This window comes from Pseudomonas sp. BP11-1-1 (genome assembly GCF_052112105.1).
Taxonomy (GTDB): Bacteria; Pseudomonadota; Gammaproteobacteria; order Pseudomonadales; family Pseudomonadaceae; genus Aquipseudomonas; species Aquipseudomonas alvandae.
This window is the reverse complement of the sequence record NZ_JAUTYU010000004.1, coordinates 401,458-418,406: the sequence shown is the minus strand read 5'-3', so window position 1 is coordinate 418,406 and position 16,949 is coordinate 401,458. Positions and strand designations below refer to the sequence as shown.

General features: G+C 60.2%; 18 protein-coding genes. 9 read left to right on the top strand and 9 right to left on the bottom strand.

What is annotated here, in order from left to right:
* Window positions 1-41: 41 nt before the first annotated feature.
* Window positions 42-1,016, top strand: coding sequence for an HTH-type transcriptional regulator CysB (gene cysB, locus Q7C33_RS11525; RefSeq protein ID WP_003199376.1), 975 nt, complete (start codon window positions 42-44; stop codon window positions 1,014-1,016).
* A gap of 7 nt (window positions 1,017-1,023) precedes the next feature.
* Here cysB and Q7C33_RS11520 read toward each other — a convergent pair whose 3' ends face one another.
* Window positions 1,024-1,506, bottom strand: coding sequence for a GreA/GreB family elongation factor (locus Q7C33_RS11520; RefSeq protein WP_030141872.1), 483 nt, complete (start codon window positions 1,504-1,506; stop codon window positions 1,024-1,026).
* 2 nt (window positions 1,507-1,508) lie between these two features.
* Window positions 1,509-1,895, bottom strand: a complete 387-nt coding sequence (locus Q7C33_RS11515; protein WP_198797283.1) for a hypothetical protein — start codon at window positions 1,893-1,895, stop codon at window positions 1,509-1,511.
* 121 nt (window positions 1,896-2,016) lie between these two features.
* Between Q7C33_RS11515 and earP the strand changes: the two genes are divergently transcribed.
* Entirely contained in the window at window positions 2,017-3,150 is a 1,134-nt protein-coding gene (earP, locus tag Q7C33_RS11510; RefSeq protein WP_407683407.1) for an elongation factor P maturation arginine rhamnosyltransferase EarP, read from the top strand.
* Between the two features lie 48 nt (window positions 3,151-3,198).
* A complete protein-coding gene (locus Q7C33_RS11505) occupies window positions 3,199-3,768 on the top strand; it encodes an elongation factor P (protein WP_003226785.1) in 570 nt (189 codons plus the stop codon).
* Between the two features lie 119 nt (window positions 3,769-3,887).
* Here Q7C33_RS11505 and Q7C33_RS11500 read toward each other — a convergent pair whose 3' ends face one another.
* The 3 genes from Q7C33_RS11500 to Q7C33_RS11490 form a co-directional block, all read right to left on the bottom strand.
* Window positions 3,888-4,898, bottom strand: a complete 1,011-nt coding sequence (locus Q7C33_RS11500) for an alpha/beta hydrolase (protein ID WP_030141875.1) — start codon at window positions 4,896-4,898, stop codon at window positions 3,888-3,890.
* A gap of 34 nt (window positions 4,899-4,932) precedes the next feature.
* Window positions 4,933-5,352: an organic hydroperoxide resistance protein gene (locus Q7C33_RS11495; protein ID WP_030141876.1), complete on the bottom strand. Its 420-nt coding sequence runs from the start codon at window positions 5,350-5,352 to the stop codon at window positions 4,933-4,935.
* A gap of 536 nt (window positions 5,353-5,888) precedes the next feature.
* Window positions 5,889-6,350, bottom strand: coding sequence for a MarR family winged helix-turn-helix transcriptional regulator (locus tag Q7C33_RS11490; protein WP_181288889.1), 462 nt, complete (start codon window positions 6,348-6,350; stop codon window positions 5,889-5,891).
* Window positions 6,351-6,496: 146 nt separating this feature from the next.
* Between Q7C33_RS11490 and Q7C33_RS11485 the strand changes: the two genes are divergently transcribed.
* On the top strand, window positions 6,497-7,246 hold the full coding sequence (locus tag Q7C33_RS11485; RefSeq protein ID WP_030141878.1) for a sulfite exporter TauE/SafE family protein: 750 nt from the start codon (window positions 6,497-6,499) through the stop codon (window positions 7,244-7,246).
* Here the strand turns inward: Q7C33_RS11485 and Q7C33_RS11480 are convergent.
* Window positions 7,236-8,090 (bottom strand): LysR substrate-binding domain-containing protein, encoded by an 855-nt coding sequence (locus Q7C33_RS11480; RefSeq protein ID WP_030141879.1) that lies wholly within the window; start codon window positions 8,088-8,090, stop codon window positions 7,236-7,238. The two genes, Q7C33_RS11485 and Q7C33_RS11480, sit on opposite strands and share 11 nt — an antisense overlap.
* Window positions 8,091-8,187: 97 nt before the next feature.
* Between Q7C33_RS11480 and Q7C33_RS11475 the strand changes: the two genes are divergently transcribed.
* Both Q7C33_RS11475 and Q7C33_RS11470 read left to right on the top strand, forming a co-directional pair.
* Entirely contained in the window at window positions 8,188-8,406 is a 219-nt protein-coding gene (locus Q7C33_RS11475; RefSeq protein ID WP_030141880.1) for a DUF1127 domain-containing protein, read from the top strand.
* Between the two features lie 64 nt (window positions 8,407-8,470).
* Window positions 8,471-9,700 carry a winged helix-turn-helix domain-containing protein gene (locus Q7C33_RS11470; protein ID WP_334598056.1) on the top strand — a complete coding sequence of 410 codons (1,230 nt, stop codon included), beginning with the start codon at window positions 8,471-8,473 and terminating at the stop codon, window positions 9,698-9,700.
* 132 nt (window positions 9,701-9,832) lie between these two features.
* Here Q7C33_RS11470 and Q7C33_RS11465 read toward each other — a convergent pair whose 3' ends face one another.
* On the bottom strand, window positions 9,833-11,179 hold the full coding sequence (locus tag Q7C33_RS11465) for a class II 3-deoxy-7-phosphoheptulonate synthase (protein WP_030141882.1): 1,347 nt from the start codon (window positions 11,177-11,179) through the stop codon (window positions 9,833-9,835).
* A gap of 141 nt (window positions 11,180-11,320) precedes the next feature.
* Here Q7C33_RS11465 and Q7C33_RS11460 point away from each other — a divergent pair, with 141 nt between their 5' ends.
* Together Q7C33_RS11460 and Q7C33_RS11455 are read left to right on the top strand one after the other, a co-directional pair.
* Entirely contained in the window at window positions 11,321-12,076 is a 756-nt protein-coding gene (locus Q7C33_RS11460) for a spermidine synthase (RefSeq protein ID WP_030141883.1), read from the top strand.
* Between the two features lie 492 nt (window positions 12,077-12,568).
* Window positions 12,569-14,242: a DEAD/DEAH box helicase gene (locus Q7C33_RS11455; protein WP_030141884.1), complete on the top strand. Its 1,674-nt coding sequence runs from the start codon at window positions 12,569-12,571 to the stop codon at window positions 14,240-14,242.
* A gap of 200 nt (window positions 14,243-14,442) precedes the next feature.
* Here Q7C33_RS11455 and Q7C33_RS11450 read toward each other — a convergent pair whose 3' ends face one another.
* Window positions 14,443-15,210 (bottom strand): DODA-type extradiol aromatic ring-opening family dioxygenase, encoded by a 768-nt coding sequence (locus Q7C33_RS11450; protein ID WP_030141885.1) that lies wholly within the window; start codon window positions 15,208-15,210, stop codon window positions 14,443-14,445.
* Between the two features lie 104 nt (window positions 15,211-15,314).
* On the opposite strand from Q7C33_RS11450, the gene Q7C33_RS11445 reads away from it, so the two are divergent.
* Window positions 15,315-15,968, top strand: a complete 654-nt coding sequence (locus tag Q7C33_RS11445) for a thiopurine S-methyltransferase (RefSeq protein WP_198797278.1) — start codon at window positions 15,315-15,317, stop codon at window positions 15,966-15,968.
* A gap of 93 nt (window positions 15,969-16,061) precedes the next feature.
* Here the strand turns inward: Q7C33_RS11445 and htpX are convergent, their stop codons facing one another.
* Entirely contained in the window at window positions 16,062-16,949 is an 888-nt protein-coding gene (gene htpX / locus Q7C33_RS11440; RefSeq protein WP_003199411.1) for a protease HtpX, read from the bottom strand.

Genomic DNA, 16,949 nt, shown 5'->3' with positions numbered 1-16,949 from the left:
TCGCTGATGCCCGTCGCATCCAACTGCTTTGAGGGATACATATGAAGCTTCAACAATTGCGCTACATCTGGGAAGTGGCGCACCACGACCTCAACGTTTCCGCTACCGCACAAAGCCTCTACACGTCGCAACCTGGCATCAGCAAGCAGATCCGCCTGTTGGAAGACGAACTGGGCGTCGAAGTCTTCGCCCGCAGCGGCAAGCACCTGACCCGCGTGACCCCGGCCGGTGAACGCATCATCACCACGGCTGGCGAGATCCTGCGCAAGGTCGAGAGCATCAAGCAGATTGCCCAGGAATTTTCCAACGAGAAAAAAGGCACGCTGTCCATCGCGACCACTCACACCCAGGCCCGTTATGCGCTGCCGCCGGTGATCAGCAATTTCATCAAGCAATACCCGGATGTCGCGCTGCACATGCACCAGGGCTCGCCGATGCAGATCGCCGAGATGGCCGCCGACGGCACCGTGGACTTCGCCATTGCCACCGAAGCCCTGGAGCTGTTCGGCGATCTGGTGATGATGCCGTGCTATCGCTGGAACCGCTGCGTGGTGGTGCCCCAGGGCCACCCGCTGACCAAATTGCCGAAGCTGACCCTCGAAGCGTTGGCCGAGTACCCGATCGTGACCTACGTGTTCGGTTTCACCGGTCGTTCGAAACTCGACGAAGCCTTCAGTCATCGTGGCTTGACCCCGAAAGTGGTGTTCACTGCCGCCGACGCCGACGTGATCAAGACCTACGTTCGCCTGGGCCTGGGCGTGGGCATCGTGGCGAAAATGGCCGTCGATACCAAGCTCGACAGTGATCTGGTGGTGTTGGACGCCAGCGAGTTGTTCGAGTCCAGCGTGACCAAGATCGGCTTCCGTCGTGGCACCTTTCTGCGTGGCTTCATGTGCGACTTCATCGAGAAGTTCGCACCGCACCTGACGCGCGAAGTCATGGCCAAGGCCATCCAGTGCCACAACAAGCAGGAACTCGAAGAGCTGTTCGACGGCGTCGAATTGCCGGTGCACTGACCGATAGCTAGATAGCCTCGGTGACTGCGAACTGTTGCCGGGCACCCGCCACGACGATTTCCACTTCATCCCCTTCGAACTTGCCCAGCAGGCTCCGGCCCAGCGGCGAGCGAGGGGTGATGACGGTGATCGGCTGCCCCACCAGCGAGACCTTCAGCCCCGCTGCGTCCGGCCCAAGGAATAGCCACTGTTGGCGGCCATCCTCATCTTCCAGCCCGATCAATGTGCCGACCTGGATACCGCGCTCTTCGTCGTAAGGCCTCAGTGTCAGGTTCTGGCAGAGAGCGAGCGCCTGGCGGATCTCTTCGACGCGTCGGGCTTGTCCGGCGGCAAGGTATGAAGCTTCCAGGCCGAGGGTGTCGTATTTGTTCTCCGCGATATTTTCTTCGTGGGTCGCGGTTTCGTAGGCGGTCTGCGCGGCGCGTTCGGCAATGTCGAGGTCAATCTTGAGTTTGTCGAGGATCAACTGGTGGACAGTCTGTTTGTTCATGATCACTCGCAGAATTGCAGGACGTTGGCGCGGCTTTTCTCGCTCGGCGCGTTCTGGTCCTGTTGCAGCCAGAACTGGCATTTGGGGTTCGACAGGTTGCGCGGGTTGCTGCGCACCTGTTCCAGCGCCTGGCGCTGCTCGTTCTTCTGTAGGTTCTGCTGGAATTGCTCGAACATCGGCGTGGGCGGCTCGGGCGCCGGTTGCACCGCTGGCGGTTGCGCCAGTTGATGAACCGCAGCGGCCACCGGGGCCAGTTGTTCAGCGAAGAGGAACCTGGACAGCAACCAACCTGTCAGGACGATGGCGACGAATCCCAGCCACAGGCCCAAGGCGATACTGACGGTCAATTTCAAGGCTGAAAGGCGCGGCGGCGATGGGTAATCAGGCATGACTGCTTCCTGGCAGGGGCACGGTTAGGCGCTGATTGTCGCATGAAGATTAATCGCCGTCGGCCCTTCTGCATCATGGGTTTAATACGGGACAATCAGGCTTTGCCACAGGGAGTCGGGAATGACCGTGCGTTGGGATATTTTTTGCACCGTCGTGGATAACTTCGGCGACATCGGCGTCACTTGGCGCCTGGCGCGGCAATTGGTGGCCGAGCATGGGGTCGCGGTTCGGCTTTGGGTCGATGACCTGCGTGCGTTTGAACGGCTGTGTCCGGAAATAGACCCCGCGCTGTCCGAACAGTGGCAGCAGGGCGTTCAAGTGCGTCACTGGCCCAAGGATTGGCTGCCTGTCGAGGCGGCCGATGTGGTGATCGCCGCGTTTGCCTGCCAGTTGCCCAGCGCCTACATGGATGCGATGGCCGAGCGCCAGGTAACGCCGTTGTGGATGAACCTCGATTACCTGAGCGCCGAGGACTGGGTGATCGGTTGTCACGGTCTGCCGTCGGTGAAATACAAGCACGTGCAGAAGTATTTCTTCTTTCCAGGCTTCCAGGAAGGCACCGGTGGCTTGCTGCGCGAAGCGGGGCTGTTGGAGCGTCGTCGACAATTCCAGCAGGATGGCGCTGCACAACAGGTTTTCCTGCGGGGGCTGGGCGTCGAGCGGGAGCCTGGGGCACGTCTGATTTCGTTGTTCGCCTACGAAAATGCCGGGTTGGCGAGCTGGTTTGACACGATGGCGACGGATACCCGTCCGTGGCATGTCCTGGTTCCGGAAGGACGCATCCTGGGGGATGTCGAGCGTTGGGCGGGCATTGACGGCCTTGGGGCGGGAGCCTCGTATCGCCGTGGCGCCCTGAGGGTGCAGGTATTGCCTTTCGTCCGTCAGGATGAATACGACCACTTGTTATGGTGCTGTGATTTCAACGCCGTACGCGGCGAGGACTCCTTCGTGCGGGCACAATGGGCGGGTCGGCCGCTGCTCTGGCACATTTATCAACAGGAAGAAGATGTCCACCTGGAGAAACTCGAGGCATTTCTCAAGCTGTACACCGAAGGACTTTCCGAGCCAGCGGAAAAAGCGATCAGCGGTCTTTGGCGCACCTGGAATGCCGGTCAAGACATGGCCGAACACTGGAAAGCCGCCTGCGAGAAGGATCGGGAGTTGGCCGAACATGCCCGGTCGTGGTGCCTGGAACAGGCGTCACGAGCCGATCTTGCCACGGCGCTGGTGAAGTTTTACCGAAATTGGATATGATACGCGGCCTAGATTTTTGTAAATCCCATCCAAATTCGGATATTCGCAATGAAAACTGGTAAAGAACTCAAACCCGGTACCGTGATTCGTATCGACAACGATCCTTGGCTGGTTCAGAAAGCTGAATTCACCAAGTCGGGTCGCAACAGCGCGATCATGAAGACCAAGCTGAAAAACCTGCTGACCGGCTACAAGACCGAAACCGTCTACGGTGCGGACGACAAACTGGATGACGTGATCCTGGACCGCAAAGAAGCGACCCTGTCGTTCATCAGCGGCGACACCTACACGTTCATGGACACCACTGACTACACCATGTACGAGCTGAACGCCGAAGACATCGAAAGCGTTCTGCCATTCGTTGAAGAAGGCATGACCGACGTTTGCGAAGCCGTATTCTTTGAAGAGCGCCTGGTTTCCGTAGAACTGCCGACCACTATCGTGCGTCAGGTCGACTACACCGAAGGCTCCGCTCGCGGTGATACTTCCGGCAAGGTGATGAAGCCTGCCAAACTGAAGAACGGTACCGAGCTGTCGGTTGCTGACTTCATCGAAATCGGCGACATGATCGAGATCGATACCCGCGAAGGCGGTTCCTACAAAGGCCGCGCTAAATAAGCGAAGTCTTCTGTATGAAAAAGCCCGACCATTGAGTCGGGCTTTTTTATATCTATATTTCGACCCGGCCCTTGTGGCGAGGGAGCAAGCTCCCTCGCCACAAAAGCAAGGGATTACCTTCACTTCAGGTGTTCCTTGAGCTCTTGCGACGCTTGCAACATCGCCGAACGCACCGCGGGCACCTGGCTCACGACGTTGAGCAAACCATAGTCGTGGATCATGCCGTTGTAACGCACCGCCGTGACGGGGACGCCGGCCGCGTCCAGCTTGCGAGCGTACGCTTCGCCCTCGTCGCGCAGCACGTCGGCCTCGGCAGTCTGCACCAGCGCGGGCGGCAGGCCCTTGAGTTGCGCGGTGGTTGCCCGCAGTGGCGAGGCATAGATCTCGTTACGTTGCCCGGCATCGGTGGTGTAGTTGTCCCAGAACCACTTCATCATGTTCTTGCTGAGGAAATGTCCTTCGGCAAACTGGTTGTAGGACGCCGTCTCGAAACTGGCATCGGTCACCGGCCACAACAAGGCCTGGAAGCGGATTGCCGGGGTACCCTTGTCCTTGGCCATCAGCGCCACGACCGCCGCCATGTTGCCACCCACGCTGTTACCCGCCACGGCCAAGCGCTTGCCATCGACATTGATTTCCTTGCCGTGCTCGGCCACCCATTTCGTCGCGGCGTAAGCCTGGTTGATCGCCACCGGGTAATGCGCTTCGGGTGACGGCGTGTAGTTGACGAACACCGCGACGGCGCCCGAACCCGCTACCAGATCCCGAACCAGTCGTTCGTGGGTCGGGAAATCCCCCAGCACCCAACCGCCGCCGTGGAAGAACATGAACACTGGCAGCTCACCCTTGACCCCGGCCGGACGAACGATGGTCAGGCTGATCGATTGGCCGTCGACCTTGATGGTCTTCTCGCTGACATCGGCCTTGGGCAGTGTCAATTTCACACCTGCCTGGGCGCCGACCAGTACCGCGCGGGCATCCTTGGGTGACAACTGCTCCAGCGGCTTGCCGGTGCCGGCATTCAGTGCGTCGAGAAATGCCTGGGTGTTGTGTTCGACAATATCGCCGGCAAAGGCATTGCTGATGCTCAGGGCGAGAAGGGCGCCGGTCAGGGTTTTGCTGATGTTCATGTCTATCTCCTTGAAATTCGGTCGGGGAAGAGGGTTAAACGGCTACGTGCAGGCGCACGTCAACGTTGCCGCGGGTAGCGTTGGAGTACGGGCAAACCTGGTGCGCTGCATCAACGAGGCTCTGGGCTTCGGCTTGATCCAGGCCCGGCAAGGTGATGTGCAAGTCGATGTCGAGGCCGAAACCACCAGGAATCTGGCCGATGCCGACATGGGCGGTGATCGAGGCGTCATCCGGGATTTTGCGTTTGGTCTGGCTGGCGACGAATTTCAGCGCGCCGATAAAGCAGGCCGAGTAGCCAGCGGCAAACAGTTGTTCTGGGTTGGTCGCCGCACCGCCTGCACCGCCGAGTTCCTTGGGCGTGGCGAGCTTGACGTCGAGAATGTTGTCGCTGGAGATGGCACGACCGTCACGGCCGCCGGTGGAGGTTGCGATTGCGGTGTAGAGAGTTTTCATGGTGGATGCCTCATTTCTGGTTGAGTGTTTCGCGCTAAATGTTTGCGCGCTAAGTAGGTGTGAAGAGAATGTAATGCACTAATAATTTGCGCGCAAGATAAATTTTCGGGGCAAGATGGAGTCGGCAAACTGAAAAGGCCTGAAAGCCTTTAGCTAGAGCGATTTTTGAGAGTAGAAATTTTTCGAGGGGGAGGGTAGACAGGGCTGCCGCTATCGCGAGCAGGCTCGTTCCACAGAGGTTGCTGGATGACGAGACCTTGCTTACATCAGAAATCCAATGTGAAAGCGAGCTTGCTCGCGATAGCGGTGGATCTGAACAGAGGATGTCGGATTTGCCGCCGCTTTCGTCGGAACGCCGCCCGGAGCAAGCTCGCTCCCACAGGGATCTTGGGTTTCCATGAGCTTTGCATTCAGCGCAGGACTATTGTGGGAGCGAGCTTGCTCGCGAAGACGTCGGCATATCCAACATCACTGCAAGCTGATCCACCGCTTTCGCGAGCAAGCTCGCACACAGGGATTAGCGGTGTTTCGGTGATTTAGAGGCTGTCTTGCAAATGCCCGCGCAGCTCTTGCAGGTCAAGTTGCAGCTTCTTCAATTGCTCCAGGGTCTGGCCGCTGGCGGCAAGGATGCATTGCGGGATGTCGAGGGCTTTTTTCTGCAGGGCGCGGCCCTGCTCAGTGAGCTCGACGATCACCACGCGTTCGTCTTCCCGACTGCGGGTGCGGCTCAGCAAACCTTCGGCCTCCAGGCGCTTGAGCAGTGGCGTCAGCGAACCTGGGTCGGTTAGCAGCCGGTTGCTGATTTCACCGACGGTTAAACCGTCTTTTTCCCACAGCACCATCATCGCCAAGTACTGCGGATAGGTCAGGCCCAATGCCTGGAGCAGCGGCTTGTAGACCTTGGTCATCAGCAGCGACGTGGAATGGAGGGCGAAGCAGACCTGGTTATCCAATAACAGGGCGTCGCAAGGGTCGGGGCTGTCGTGTTGAGTGCTCATGGCGAAACCTTTCAATCAGTAGTCCAGGTGAATCTAGCGGACGAACCTTTAATGCACCAGATAATTCTGACGACCTGATCAGCTATGCATTTCCTGGTTATCGCCAACTGCGTAGGATAGGCGCCCTTATAAAGGGAGAATCGTCTGTGGTCGAGGTCGTGCTGTATTTGCTGTTGGGCGCCGCATTGGGCACCTTGGGGGGATTGTTTGGCATTGGCGGCGGATTGATCGCGATACCGGTGTTGGGCGTATGGTTCGGTCTGGACCAGCAGATCGCCCAAGGCACGGCGCTGGTGATGGTGGTGCCCAACGTGATGTTGGCGCTGTGGCGTTATCATCAACGCAATCGCATCGAGATGCGTCATGTCCTGCCGTTGGCCTCCATGGGATTCTGCTTCGCGTGGCTCGGCTCCATCTGGGCCGTGGGCATTGACGCGCAAAGCATGCGAATCGGTTTCGTGGTGTTCCTGGTCGTGCTGGCGGCCTACAACCTCATCCGAATGTTCGCCGCGACGGCACCCGCTTCGGCGCAGATGCGCCACGGCTGGCCATGGCTTGGCGTGTTGGGGGCGGCGTCAGGGACGATGGGCGGTCTGTTTGGCGTCGGCGGGGCGGTTGTCGCCACGCCGATCCTCACCAGTGTGTTCGGCACCACTCAGGTCGTGGCCCAGGGATTGTCGCTGTCGCTGGCCTTGCCCAGCACCGGGGTGACCCTCGCCACCTATGCGTTTCACCATGAGGTGGATTGGTGGATCGGCCTGCCGCTGGCCATCGGTGGGCTGATGAGCATCAGCTGGGGCGTGAAAGTCGCCCACGCCTTGCCGGAGCGACTGCTGCGCGGGCTGTTCTGCGGTTTCCTGGTGCTGTGTGCGGTGTTGCTTATCTTTAAAGCTTGAAGCCTTCGACAATGTGCTCGGCCAGGCACTCGGTGATCGGCGAAGGGTTGTGCAAGTTGCGGATCAACATGATGCTGGCCTCGGGCAGCTCCGGCAGGTTCTCCGCCTCACCGAGCACCCGCATGTCCGGGGTCAGCAGGCTTTCCAATTGCGCGGTGATCGCCAGGCCCGCGCCCACCACGGCCATCAGCGCCGACAGGCTCGAGCTGTTGTACGCCACGCGATAATCGCGGCCCATTGCATCCAATGCGTTGCACGCCCATTGCCGACAGAAACAATCACTGTTGAACATCGCCAGCGGCAGCGGTGTTTGTTCATGGACGTTGAAGCAGGCGGCTTCGGCCCAGACAAAGCGCTCCTTGCGCAGCAACTGGCCGATCTCATCCCCCGGCTTGCGGGTGACGATGGACAAGTCCAGGTCCTGGCGCAGCAGCAACTGCTTGGACGATTCGCAGTGCACTTCGATTTCGATCAGGGGATAGAACTGGGCGAAGCGTTGCAGGATCCCGGGCAGGAACCGCATCACGTAATCATCCGGCGTGCCGATGCGTACCGTGCCGACCATGTGCGGTTCACGCAGCGTATTGAACACTTCGCTGTGCAGCTTGAGGATCCGCCGGGCATAACCCAGCAACACCTGGCCCTCGGCGGTGAGCTTGACCTGGCGCCCGTCGCGCTCGAACAGCCGCCGCTGCAACACGTCCTCTTCCAGGCGCTTCATCTGCATGCTGACGGCGGATTGCGTGCGGTTGACCAGTTCCCCGGCGCGGGTGAACCCCCCTTGGTCGGCGATGGCAACGAAGGTACGCAGCACTTCCGTATCGATGCTCGGGTAACTCGACAATGGATCAATCTCCGAGATGTATTGCATAAGAAACATTCGTTGGATTGATCTTAGCGTTAGCGCGAGACTTGAGCCATCCCAAACGGAGGACATCACGATGAAAGGTCAAAAAGGATATCTACTGATAGAAAAACTCTCCCATGGCTTCTCGGTCAGCGCTCTGCTGCATAAGGTTAGTCGATGGTACGAATTGCACCACGAGCGTGAATTGCTGGCCGGCATGAGCGACGAGGCGCTCAAGGACATCGGCGTAAGTCGGGCCGACGTGGAGCAGGAAGTGGTTCGGCCATTCTGGGACGACCCAATGCACAAATGAGCCATCCTTCCCTACACAAACCGTTCAATGGTGAGGTAGGTTGCGAGCAGACAAGGAGATCTCCATGCCCGCGACTGTATCCTTTACCCTCAAACAGGCCCGGCGCCTGGCGTTGGCCGCCCAAGGATTCGATGGGCGGCTTTCGCCAGCTTCGGTGCAACCCTCGCGTCTCAACCGCTTGATCGAACGCCTCGGCGTCCTGCAGATCGACTCCGTCAACGCACTGGTGCGCTCGCATTACCTCCCGCTGTTTTCCCGCCTCGGTCATTACAATCGCGATTTGCTCGATCAAGCCGCCTGGAGCCAGGGCCGCCGTCGCACGCTATTTGAATATTGGGGGCATGAAGCCTCGCTGCTGCCGGTGGCGATGTACCCGTTGATGCGCTGGCGCATGGCCCGTGCTGCGCGCGGCGAAGGTATCTATCAGCAACTGGCGCGTTTCGGCCAGGAGCAGCAAGACGTGATTCACCGCGTCCTGCAAGCGGTCTGGGACCAGGGAGCAATTGGCGCGGGCAGTTTGTCCACGCGTCAGGAAAAGGCCGGCCCGTGGTGGGACTGGAGCGCGGAAAAACATGCGCTGGAATGGCTGTTCGCGGCGGGTGAAGTGACGGTGGCGGGACGGCGGGGCTTCGAGCGGCTTTACGATTTGCCGGAACGGGTCCTGCCGGATTCCGTGCTGCGACAACCTCTGCCGGACGAAGCCCAGGCCCAGCGCGCGTTACTCATCCATGCTGCCGAAGCCTTGGGTGTCGCTACCGAAAAGGACCTGCGCGACTACTTTCGCTTGAGTCCGGCGGACAGCCGTGAACGGCTTGCCGAACTGGAGGAGGCGGGCGAACTGCTACGTTGCCAGGTTGAGGACTGGAAGCAGCCAGCCTGGTGCCGACCCAGCGTGAAAATTCCCCGCAAGGTCGCCGCCAGTGCGCTGCTGTCGCCGTTCGATTCGTTGGTCTGGGAGCGCAGTCGTACCGAGCGGCTGTTCGATTTTCGCTATCGGCTGGAGATCTACACGCCGGTGCACAAGCGGGTGTATGGCTATTACGTCTTGCCGTTTCTGCACAACGAGCGGATTGCGGCGCGGGTGGACTTGCGGGCTGAGCGGGCGGTGGGGCAATTGGCGGTGCATGCAGTGCACGAGGAAGAGGCGGGGCTGGACGAGGAGGGGATGCTGGCGTTGGCGACGAATCTGCGGCGCATGGCCAACTGGTTGGGGTTGGAGCGGGTTCAGCTCAATTGTGGGAAAGCGAGTGGGGTTCGGCTGGCGGTGGCGCTTGCGCAGATCGAGGCTGATTGAGCTGGCCTCATCGCGAGCAAGCTCGCTCCCACAGGGGCCTCGTGACCACAGATTTTGTGTCCACAGCAGATCCAATGTGGGAGCGAGCTTGCTCGCGAAAGCGATAGGCCAGGCACTACAAAACTGTCTGGCTCATCGCCTCACCTGCTTCAACGTCTCGGCAATCAAGAACGCCAGCTCCAGCGACTGATCGGCATTCATCCGCGGGTCGCAGTGGGTGTGGTAGCGATCCGATAGGCCGTCTTCGGTGATCGGTCGCGCGCCACCGATGCATTCGGTGACGTTCTGCCCGGTCATCTCGATGTGGATACCGCCGGCATAGGTGCCTTCGGCTTCATGGACCTGGAAGAACTGCTTCACTTCGCCCAGGATCTGCGCAAAATCCCGGGTCTTGTAGCCGCTGCTGGCCTTGATGGTGTTGCCGTGCATCGGATCGGAGCTCCACAGCACCTGCTTGCCCTCGCGCTGCACCGCGCGCAGCAGTTGCGGCAGGTGATCGCCGACCTTGTTGGCGCCCATCCGGGCGATCAGGTTCAGCCGGCCCGGGTCGTTGTCCGGGTTGAGCACGTCGATCAGGCGGATCAGGTCGTCAGGGTTCATGCTCGGGCCGACCTTGACCCCGATCGGGTTGTTCACCCCGCGCAGGAACTCGACATGCGCGCCGTCCAACTGACGGGTGCGGTCGCCGATCCACAGCATGTGGGCCGAACAGTCGTAATAATCATTGGTCAGGCTGTCGCGACGCACGAAGGCTTCTTCGTAATTGAGCAGCAGCGCCTCGTGGGCGGTGAAGAAGCTGGTTTCGCGCAGTTGCGGCGAGCTGTCCATGCCGCAGGCGCGCATGAACGCCAGGGTTTCGTCGATGCGGTCGGCCAGGTGGCTGTATTTTTCCGCCAGGGCCGAGTTGGCGATGAAATCCAGGTTCCACTTGTGCACCTGGTGCAGATCGGCAAAGCCGCCCTGGGCGAAGGCGCGCAGCAGGTTCAAGGTGGCGGTGGACTGGTGATAGGACTGCAACAACCGCTCCGGGTCCGGCACGCGGCTTTTTTCGTCGAAACCGATGCCGTTGACGATGTCGCCGCGATAGGCCGGCAACGTTACCCCGTCAATGGTTTCATCGTTGGCCGAGCGTGGCTTGGCGAATTGCCCGGCCATGCGCCCGACCTTGACCACCGGGCAACCGGCGGCAAACGTCATGACGATCGCCATCTGCAAGAGCACCTTGAAGGTGTCGCGGATCTTGGCGGCCGAGAACTCGGCAAAGCTCTCGGCACAGTCGCCGCCTTGCAACAGGAACGCCCGGCCCTGGGTCACCTCGGCGAACTGACGGCGCAACTCCCGGGCTTCACCGGCAAACACCAATGGCGGATAACTGGCCAGGGTCTGCTCCACCTGCGACAGGTGCGCGGCGTCGGGGTAGCGGGGTTGTTGCTGGATCGGCAGGGCGCGCCAGCTGTCAGGGCTCCAGGGTTGGCTCATCATGATCTCTAGGTGGTTTACGCTCGGGCGCTCATGTTATCAGCAAATTAGTGCGTGACCTGTTCCGCTTGCTTCGCGGACAATCGCGCCTTTGCCCCGTATACGCAGGCCCATGCCCGCCCGGCAACATCAGGAGATGAAATGACAGAGGAGCGCGTCGAGCATTTGCTCGCCGAGGTGCACGACGAGTTCGGCATGATCCGCGTGTTCGAAGTGGCCGATTACCGGTTTCTCGAATTCGGCGATGCCATCGAGCAGAGCTGCGTGTTCACCGCCGACCCGAGCTGGCTCGAATATGACTACACCCGCGCCATGCTCATCGGTGCGTTGTGTCATGAGCAGCCGGAAAGCGCGTTGTTCCTGGGGTTGGGCGCTGGGACGCTGACCCAGGCCTGTCTCAAGTTCCTGCCGTTGGAAGATGTCGAGGCGATCGAGCTGCGCCCCGACGTGCCGCGCCTGGCCATCGAATATCTTGGGCTGGATGACGATCCGCGTTTGTACATTCGCGTCGGCGATGCCTTGGAATTGCTTGAAACGGCAGAGCCGGCGGACCTGATTTTTGTCGACCTCTATACCGACGTCGGTCCCGGCGTAGGCCATCTGGCCTGGGGGTTCCTGGAAAACTGCCAGAAGCGCCTCAACCCCGGCGGCTGGCTGGTGATCAACCAATGGGCGACCGATGATGGCAAGCCCTTGGGCGCCGCGCTGTTGCGTGGTCTTTATCATCGGCATTATTGGGAGCTGCCGGTGAAGGAGGGCAACGTGATCCTGATCGTGCCGGCGGACCTCGACCAGGAGCTGGATATGGACGGGCTGGTTGCCCGGGCCGAAGGACTGGCGCCGCGGTTGGGTTATTCGTTGCAGTCGTTGATCAAGGCCATCCGCCCGGCGACGTGACACGAACCCAGGGCACAACGAAATTCCTGTGGCGAGGGGATTTATCCCCGCTGGGTCGCGAAGCGACCCCTAAAGCTCGCTCACGCATCGGTAGCTCAGGTATTTTGGGGCCGCTTCGCAGCCCAGCGGGGATAAATCCCCTCGCCACAATAGAGTTCATCCCATCCGAAGATGAATCGTTTTAGCTGACGCCCCCAACGGCTATTGCACAGAGCTCCGCCACACCTTCCGTCGATAAAAAAATCTCCCTTTTTGGGCGAATTCCGGTATAGTGCGCGCCGGCCTTTAGCCGGGCCGCGTCAAGGTAGCGCAATTCCCCGAAGCCAGCTTCGGTTGCATGTCCGCACAACGGATGCTTCCGCGACGTTCTTTTTCATTCATTCGTTTTCGCAAATCCCCGCCGACAAAGCTGCCAGGGCGACTCTTGAGTCTCAACACGGCATGCGCAGCTTTGGAGCATGGGTCTTTGCGGATGCACTTAGAGGCAGACCCATGACCCAGGAAATCGGCGGCTTCGCCGCTCTTGAACTTCATCCCAATATTGTCGCTGCAGTAGTCGCTACCGGCTATGAAGAGCCTTCGGCCATTCAGCAGCAGTCGATCCCGATCATTCTCGCCGGTCACGATATGATTGGTCAGGCGCAAACCGGTACGGGTAAGACCGCCGCGTTCGCACTGCCGATCCTGCACCGCATTGATCCGTCCAAGCGCGAGCCGCAAGCTCTGATCCTGGCCCCAACTCGTGAGTTGGCGCTACAAGTTGCAACCGCTTTCGAAACCTACGCCAAGCAAATGCCAGGCGTGACTGTTGTGGCTGTCTACGGCGGCGCGCCGATGGGCCCACAACTGAAAGCAATCCGTAATGGCGCACAGATCGTTGTCGCCACCCCGGGCCGTCTGTGCGACCACCTGCGTCGCGACGAAAAAGTCCTCGCCACCGTGAACCACCTGGTTCTCGACGAAGCGGACGAAATGCTCAAGCTGGGCTTCATGGACGACCTGGAAGTCATCTTCAAGGCCATGCCTGAGACCCGCCAGACTGTCCTGTTCTCGGCCACCTTGCCACAATCGATCCGTGCCATCGCCGAACGCCACCTGCGCGATCCGAAGCACGTGAAGATCCAGAGCAAGACCCAGACCGTCACCGCGATCGAGCAGGCTCACCTGCTGGTTCACGCCGACCAGAAGACCTCCGCTGTCCTGAGCCTGCTGGAAGTCGAAGACTTCGACGCCCTGATCATGTTCGTGCGTACCAAGCAAGCGACCCTGGACCTGGCCAGCGCCCTGGAAGCCAAAGGCTACAAAGCCGCTGCGCTGAACGGTGACATTGCCCAGAACCAGCGTGAGCGCGTCATCGACTCCCTCAAGGATGGCCGCCTGGACATCGTTGTGGCGACCGACGTTGCTGCCCGTGGCCTGGACGTTCCGCGCATCACCCACGTGTTCAACGTGGACATGCCGTACGATCCGGAATCCTACGTGCACCGTATCGGCCGTACTGGCCGCGCCGGTCGCGAAGGTCGCGCGCTGTTGCTGGTTACCCCGCGTGAGCGCCGCATGCTGCAAGTGATCGAGCGCGTGACTGGCCAGAAGGTGGCTGAAGTTCGCCTGCCGGACGCCCAGGCTGTTCTCGATGCGCGCATCAAGAAACTGACCAACAGCCTGTCGCCGCTGGTGGCTGACGCCGAATCGACCCACGGTGATCTGCTCGATCGCCTGACCGCCGACATCGGTTGCACCCCGCGTGCCCTGGCCGCTGCCCTTCTGCGCAAGGCCACCAACGGCCAAGCGCTGAACCTGGCTGCGATCGAGAAGGAACGTCCGCTGGTGCCGAACAACGCACCGCGTGGCGACCGTCCTGAGCGCAGTGGCGATCGTCCGGACCGTGGTGATCGCGAGCGTCGTGCACCGATCCCGTTGGCCGAAGGCCGTGCCCGTTGCCGTACCGCGTTGGGCGCTCGTGACGGCATTGCCGCCAAGAACCTGCTCGGCGCGATCCTCAACGAAGGCGGCCTGGCCCGCGAAGCTATCGGTCGCATCCAGGTGCGTGACAGCTTCAGCCTGGTGGAATTGCCGGAAGATGGTCTGGAGAAGTTGCTGACCAAGCTCAAGGACACCCGCGTGGCCGGCAAGCAGCTCAAGCTGCGTCGCTACCGCGAGGATTGATCGACCTGCGGGTTGATTGACCGAGCATGAAAAATCCCCGACTGGTTCGGGGATTTTTTTTGCCTGTCGTGTGGTGTTTTTTCAGTGCGAGCGGCGGGGAGACCCATCGCGAGCAAGCTCGCTCCCACAGGGGATTTGTGAGCGCCGAAGACCCAATGTGGGAGCGAGCTTGCTCGCGATTGGCGCGACTCGGTTTGCGATCAGTCGAACCGATAGATGTCCATCCCCAGCGTCCCCATCGTGAACCCCGCATGGGCAACGCTGAATGTCCCCCCAGCCCCTCGGGCAAAATACAGCGGCAACAAATGCTCATCGCTGGGATGGCTGCGCACGGCATTGGGCGCCTGGCGGCGATAGTCGTGCAGCGCCACCTCATCGTTCGACGCCAGTTTGGCGACTATCCAATCGCGAAACGCCTTGGCCCAGGGTTCGACGGTTTCAGGGCCGGCGTTCCAATCCAGGTCCCGCAGGTTATGCGTAATGCTTCCGGAACCGATCACCAGCACCCCTTGTTCCCGCAGGCTCGCCAATGCGCGGCCGACTTGCGTTTGCAGCGTCGGGCCTTGATGGCTGGGCAAGGAGACCTGCACCACGGGAATATCGGCCTCGGGATACATCAACGACAGCGGCACCCAGACGCCATGGTCGGATGGCCGCTTAGAGTCGAGGCGTGCCGGCAGATGCGCGGCGTTGAGCATGTCTGCCACCTGTTCCGCCAGTCGAGGGTCGCCAGGCGCCGGGTATTGCACTTCATACAGTGCCGGTGGAAACCCGCCGAAGTCATGCCAGGTGCGCGGTCGCGGGTTGGCGCTGACCAGCAGTTCGTCGCTCTCCCAATGAGCCGAGACAATGACGATCGCCTTTGGCCTGGGCAGTTGCGCGGCCAGGCGAACCAACGCCGGGCCGCTTTCGCCGGGCTCCAGGGCGAGCATCGGTGAGCCATGGGAAATAAACAGGCTGGGCAGCATGGACGGGCTCCTGAGCGTTAAGATGTGTCATCTTCTGTCAGGTCAATGATCAAAATCTAATATAAGTTTTAACCTGTTTTGATCGAATTTATGGAGCGAACCCCATGGACCCCGAGTTTTGGCACAAGCGTTGGTCAACCAACCAGATCGGCTTTCATCTGCCGGAGGTGAACCCTTATCTGCAGCGTTTCTGGCCCCAATTGGGATTGCCCGAAGAGACTCGAGTGTTGGTGCCCCTGTGCGGCAAGACGCTGGATCTGATGTGGTTGGCGCAACAAGGTTTTTCCGTGCTCGGAATTGAGCTGTCAGAGAAAGCCGTCACTGATTTTTTCCAGGAGCATCAGCTTGAGCCGAACGTGAGCGAGGAGGGCGCCTTCAAGATATTTCGTGCCGGTGCCATCGAAATCCGCTGCGGTGATTTCTTTGCGCTGACGCCTTTGGACGTGGCCGATTGCGCGACGTTGTATGACCGCGCTGCATTGATCGCATTGCCTGCGCCGATGCGCGAGCGGTACGTGGCGCATTTGCTGAAAATATTGCCAGACTGCGTCGGGCTGTTGATTACCCTCGATTACAACCAGGACGAAATGCCTGGGCCGCCGTTTTCCGTTGGGCATGAAGAAGTGCAGCGGTTGCTGGGTGGCGCTTGGCGTCTGGAGATTTTGCAGGAGCAGGATGTGCTTGGGGAGAGCTGGAAATTCTTGCAGGCGGGGGTGAAGCGGTTGGATGAACGGGTGTATCTGATTTCCAGGCGTTGATGTGTCGCGTTTGTGCCAGGCGAGGTTGCAGATGAATTGGCAACCGAAAAAAAGCCCGCATTGCTACGGGCTTTCCTTTTGCGACTCTAGCGATCAACCACGGCGACGCAGCGCGTCAATTCGCTCTTCCAGTGGCGGGTGGCTCATGAACATGCGCGCCAGGCCCTGCTTGATGCCACCGTTGATACCAAAGGCGTTCAAGGTGTCGGGCATGTGCACCGGCAGGCCTTGTTCTGCGCGCAGGCGCTGCAGGGCGCCGATCATCGCGCTGGTGCCCGCCAGGCGTGCACCGGCGTCGTCTGCGCGGAACTCGCGTTTGCGCGAGAACCACATGACGATGGCGCTGGCGAGGATGCCCAAGACCAGTTCGGCGAAAATGGTCGCCACGTAGTAGGCGATGCCCTGGCCTTCTTCGTTCTTGAAGATCACCTTGTCGACGAAGTTGCCGATGATGCGGGCAAAGAACATCACGAAGGTGTTCACCACGCCCTGGATCAGCGCCAGCGTAACCATGTCGCCGTTGGCGACGTGGCCAATCTCGTGGGCCAGCACGGCCTTGACTTCATCCGGCGAGAAGCGTTCGAGCAGGCCCTGGCTGACGGCGACCAGTGCGTCGTTCTTGTTCCAGCCGGTGGCGAAGGCGTTCGCCTCGTAGGCAGGGAAGATCCCGACTTCGGGCATTTTGATCCCGGCTTCGCGAGACAACTGCTCGACGGTCTGCAGCAGCCATTGTTCGTGGCGAGTGCGCGGCTGGCTGATGATCTGGGTGCTGGTGCTCATCTTCGCCATCCACTTGGAGATGAACAGCGAGAACAGCGAACCGGCGAAACCGAACACCGCACAGAAGATCAGCAGCTGATTGAGGTTGAGATCAACCCCGTTGGCCGCCATGAACCCGTTGAAGCCAAAAAGGCTCAGGGTGATGCTGGCAATCAGCACGACCGCCAGGTTAGTGGCCAAAAACAGCAGGATGCGCATCAT

What these genes read in the sequence shown, in the direction of transcription:
- Q7C33_RS11520 (WP_030141872.1), bottom strand. Translation starts at nt 1,506, where the DNA reads ATGAACAAACAGACTGTCCACCAGTTGATCCTCGACAAACTCAAGATT.
- Q7C33_RS11460 (WP_030141883.1), top strand. Translation starts at nt 11,321, where the DNA reads ATGACAGAGGAGCGCGTCGAGCATTTGCTCGCCGAGGTGCACGACGAG.
- htpX (WP_003199411.1), bottom strand. Translation starts at nt 16,949, where the DNA reads ATGATGCGCATCCTGCTGTTTTTGGCCACTAACCTGGCGGTCGTGCTG.
- Q7C33_RS11515 (WP_198797283.1), bottom strand. Translation starts at nt 1,895, where the DNA reads ATGCCTGATTACCCATCGCCGCCGCGCCTTTCAGCCTTGAAATTGACC.
- Q7C33_RS11475 (WP_030141880.1), top strand. Translation starts at nt 8,188, where the DNA reads ATGAAAGGTCAAAAAGGATATCTACTGATAGAAAAACTCTCCCATGGC.
- Q7C33_RS11505 (WP_003226785.1), top strand. Translation starts at nt 3,199, where the DNA reads ATGAAAACTGGTAAAGAACTCAAACCCGGTACCGTGATTCGTATCGAC.
- Q7C33_RS11500 (WP_030141875.1), bottom strand. Translation starts at nt 4,898, where the DNA reads ATGAACATCAGCAAAACCCTGACCGGCGCCCTTCTCGCCCTGAGCATC.
- Q7C33_RS11465 (WP_030141882.1), bottom strand. Translation starts at nt 11,179, where the DNA reads ATGAGCCAACCCTGGAGCCCTGACAGCTGGCGCGCCCTGCCGATCCAG.
- Q7C33_RS11450 (WP_030141885.1), bottom strand. Translation starts at nt 15,210, where the DNA reads ATGCTGCCCAGCCTGTTTATTTCCCATGGCTCACCGATGCTCGCCCTG.
- Q7C33_RS11490 (WP_181288889.1), bottom strand. Translation starts at nt 6,350, where the DNA reads ATGAGCACTCAACACGACAGCCCCGACCCTTGCGACGCCCTGTTATTG.
- Q7C33_RS11470 (WP_334598056.1), top strand. Translation starts at nt 8,471, where the DNA reads ATGCCCGCGACTGTATCCTTTACCCTCAAACAGGCCCGGCGCCTGGCG.
- Q7C33_RS11495 (WP_030141876.1), bottom strand. Translation starts at nt 5,352, where the DNA reads ATGAAAACTCTCTACACCGCAATCGCAACCTCCACCGGCGGCCGTGAC.
- earP (WP_407683407.1), top strand. Translation starts at nt 2,017, where the DNA reads ATGACCGTGCGTTGGGATATTTTTTGCACCGTCGTGGATAACTTCGGC.
- cysB (WP_003199376.1), top strand. Translation starts at nt 42, where the DNA reads ATGAAGCTTCAACAATTGCGCTACATCTGGGAAGTGGCGCACCACGAC.
- Q7C33_RS11445 (WP_198797278.1), top strand. Translation starts at nt 15,315, where the DNA reads ATGGACCCCGAGTTTTGGCACAAGCGTTGGTCAACCAACCAGATCGGC.
- Q7C33_RS11455 (WP_030141884.1), top strand. Translation starts at nt 12,569, where the DNA reads ATGACCCAGGAAATCGGCGGCTTCGCCGCTCTTGAACTTCATCCCAAT.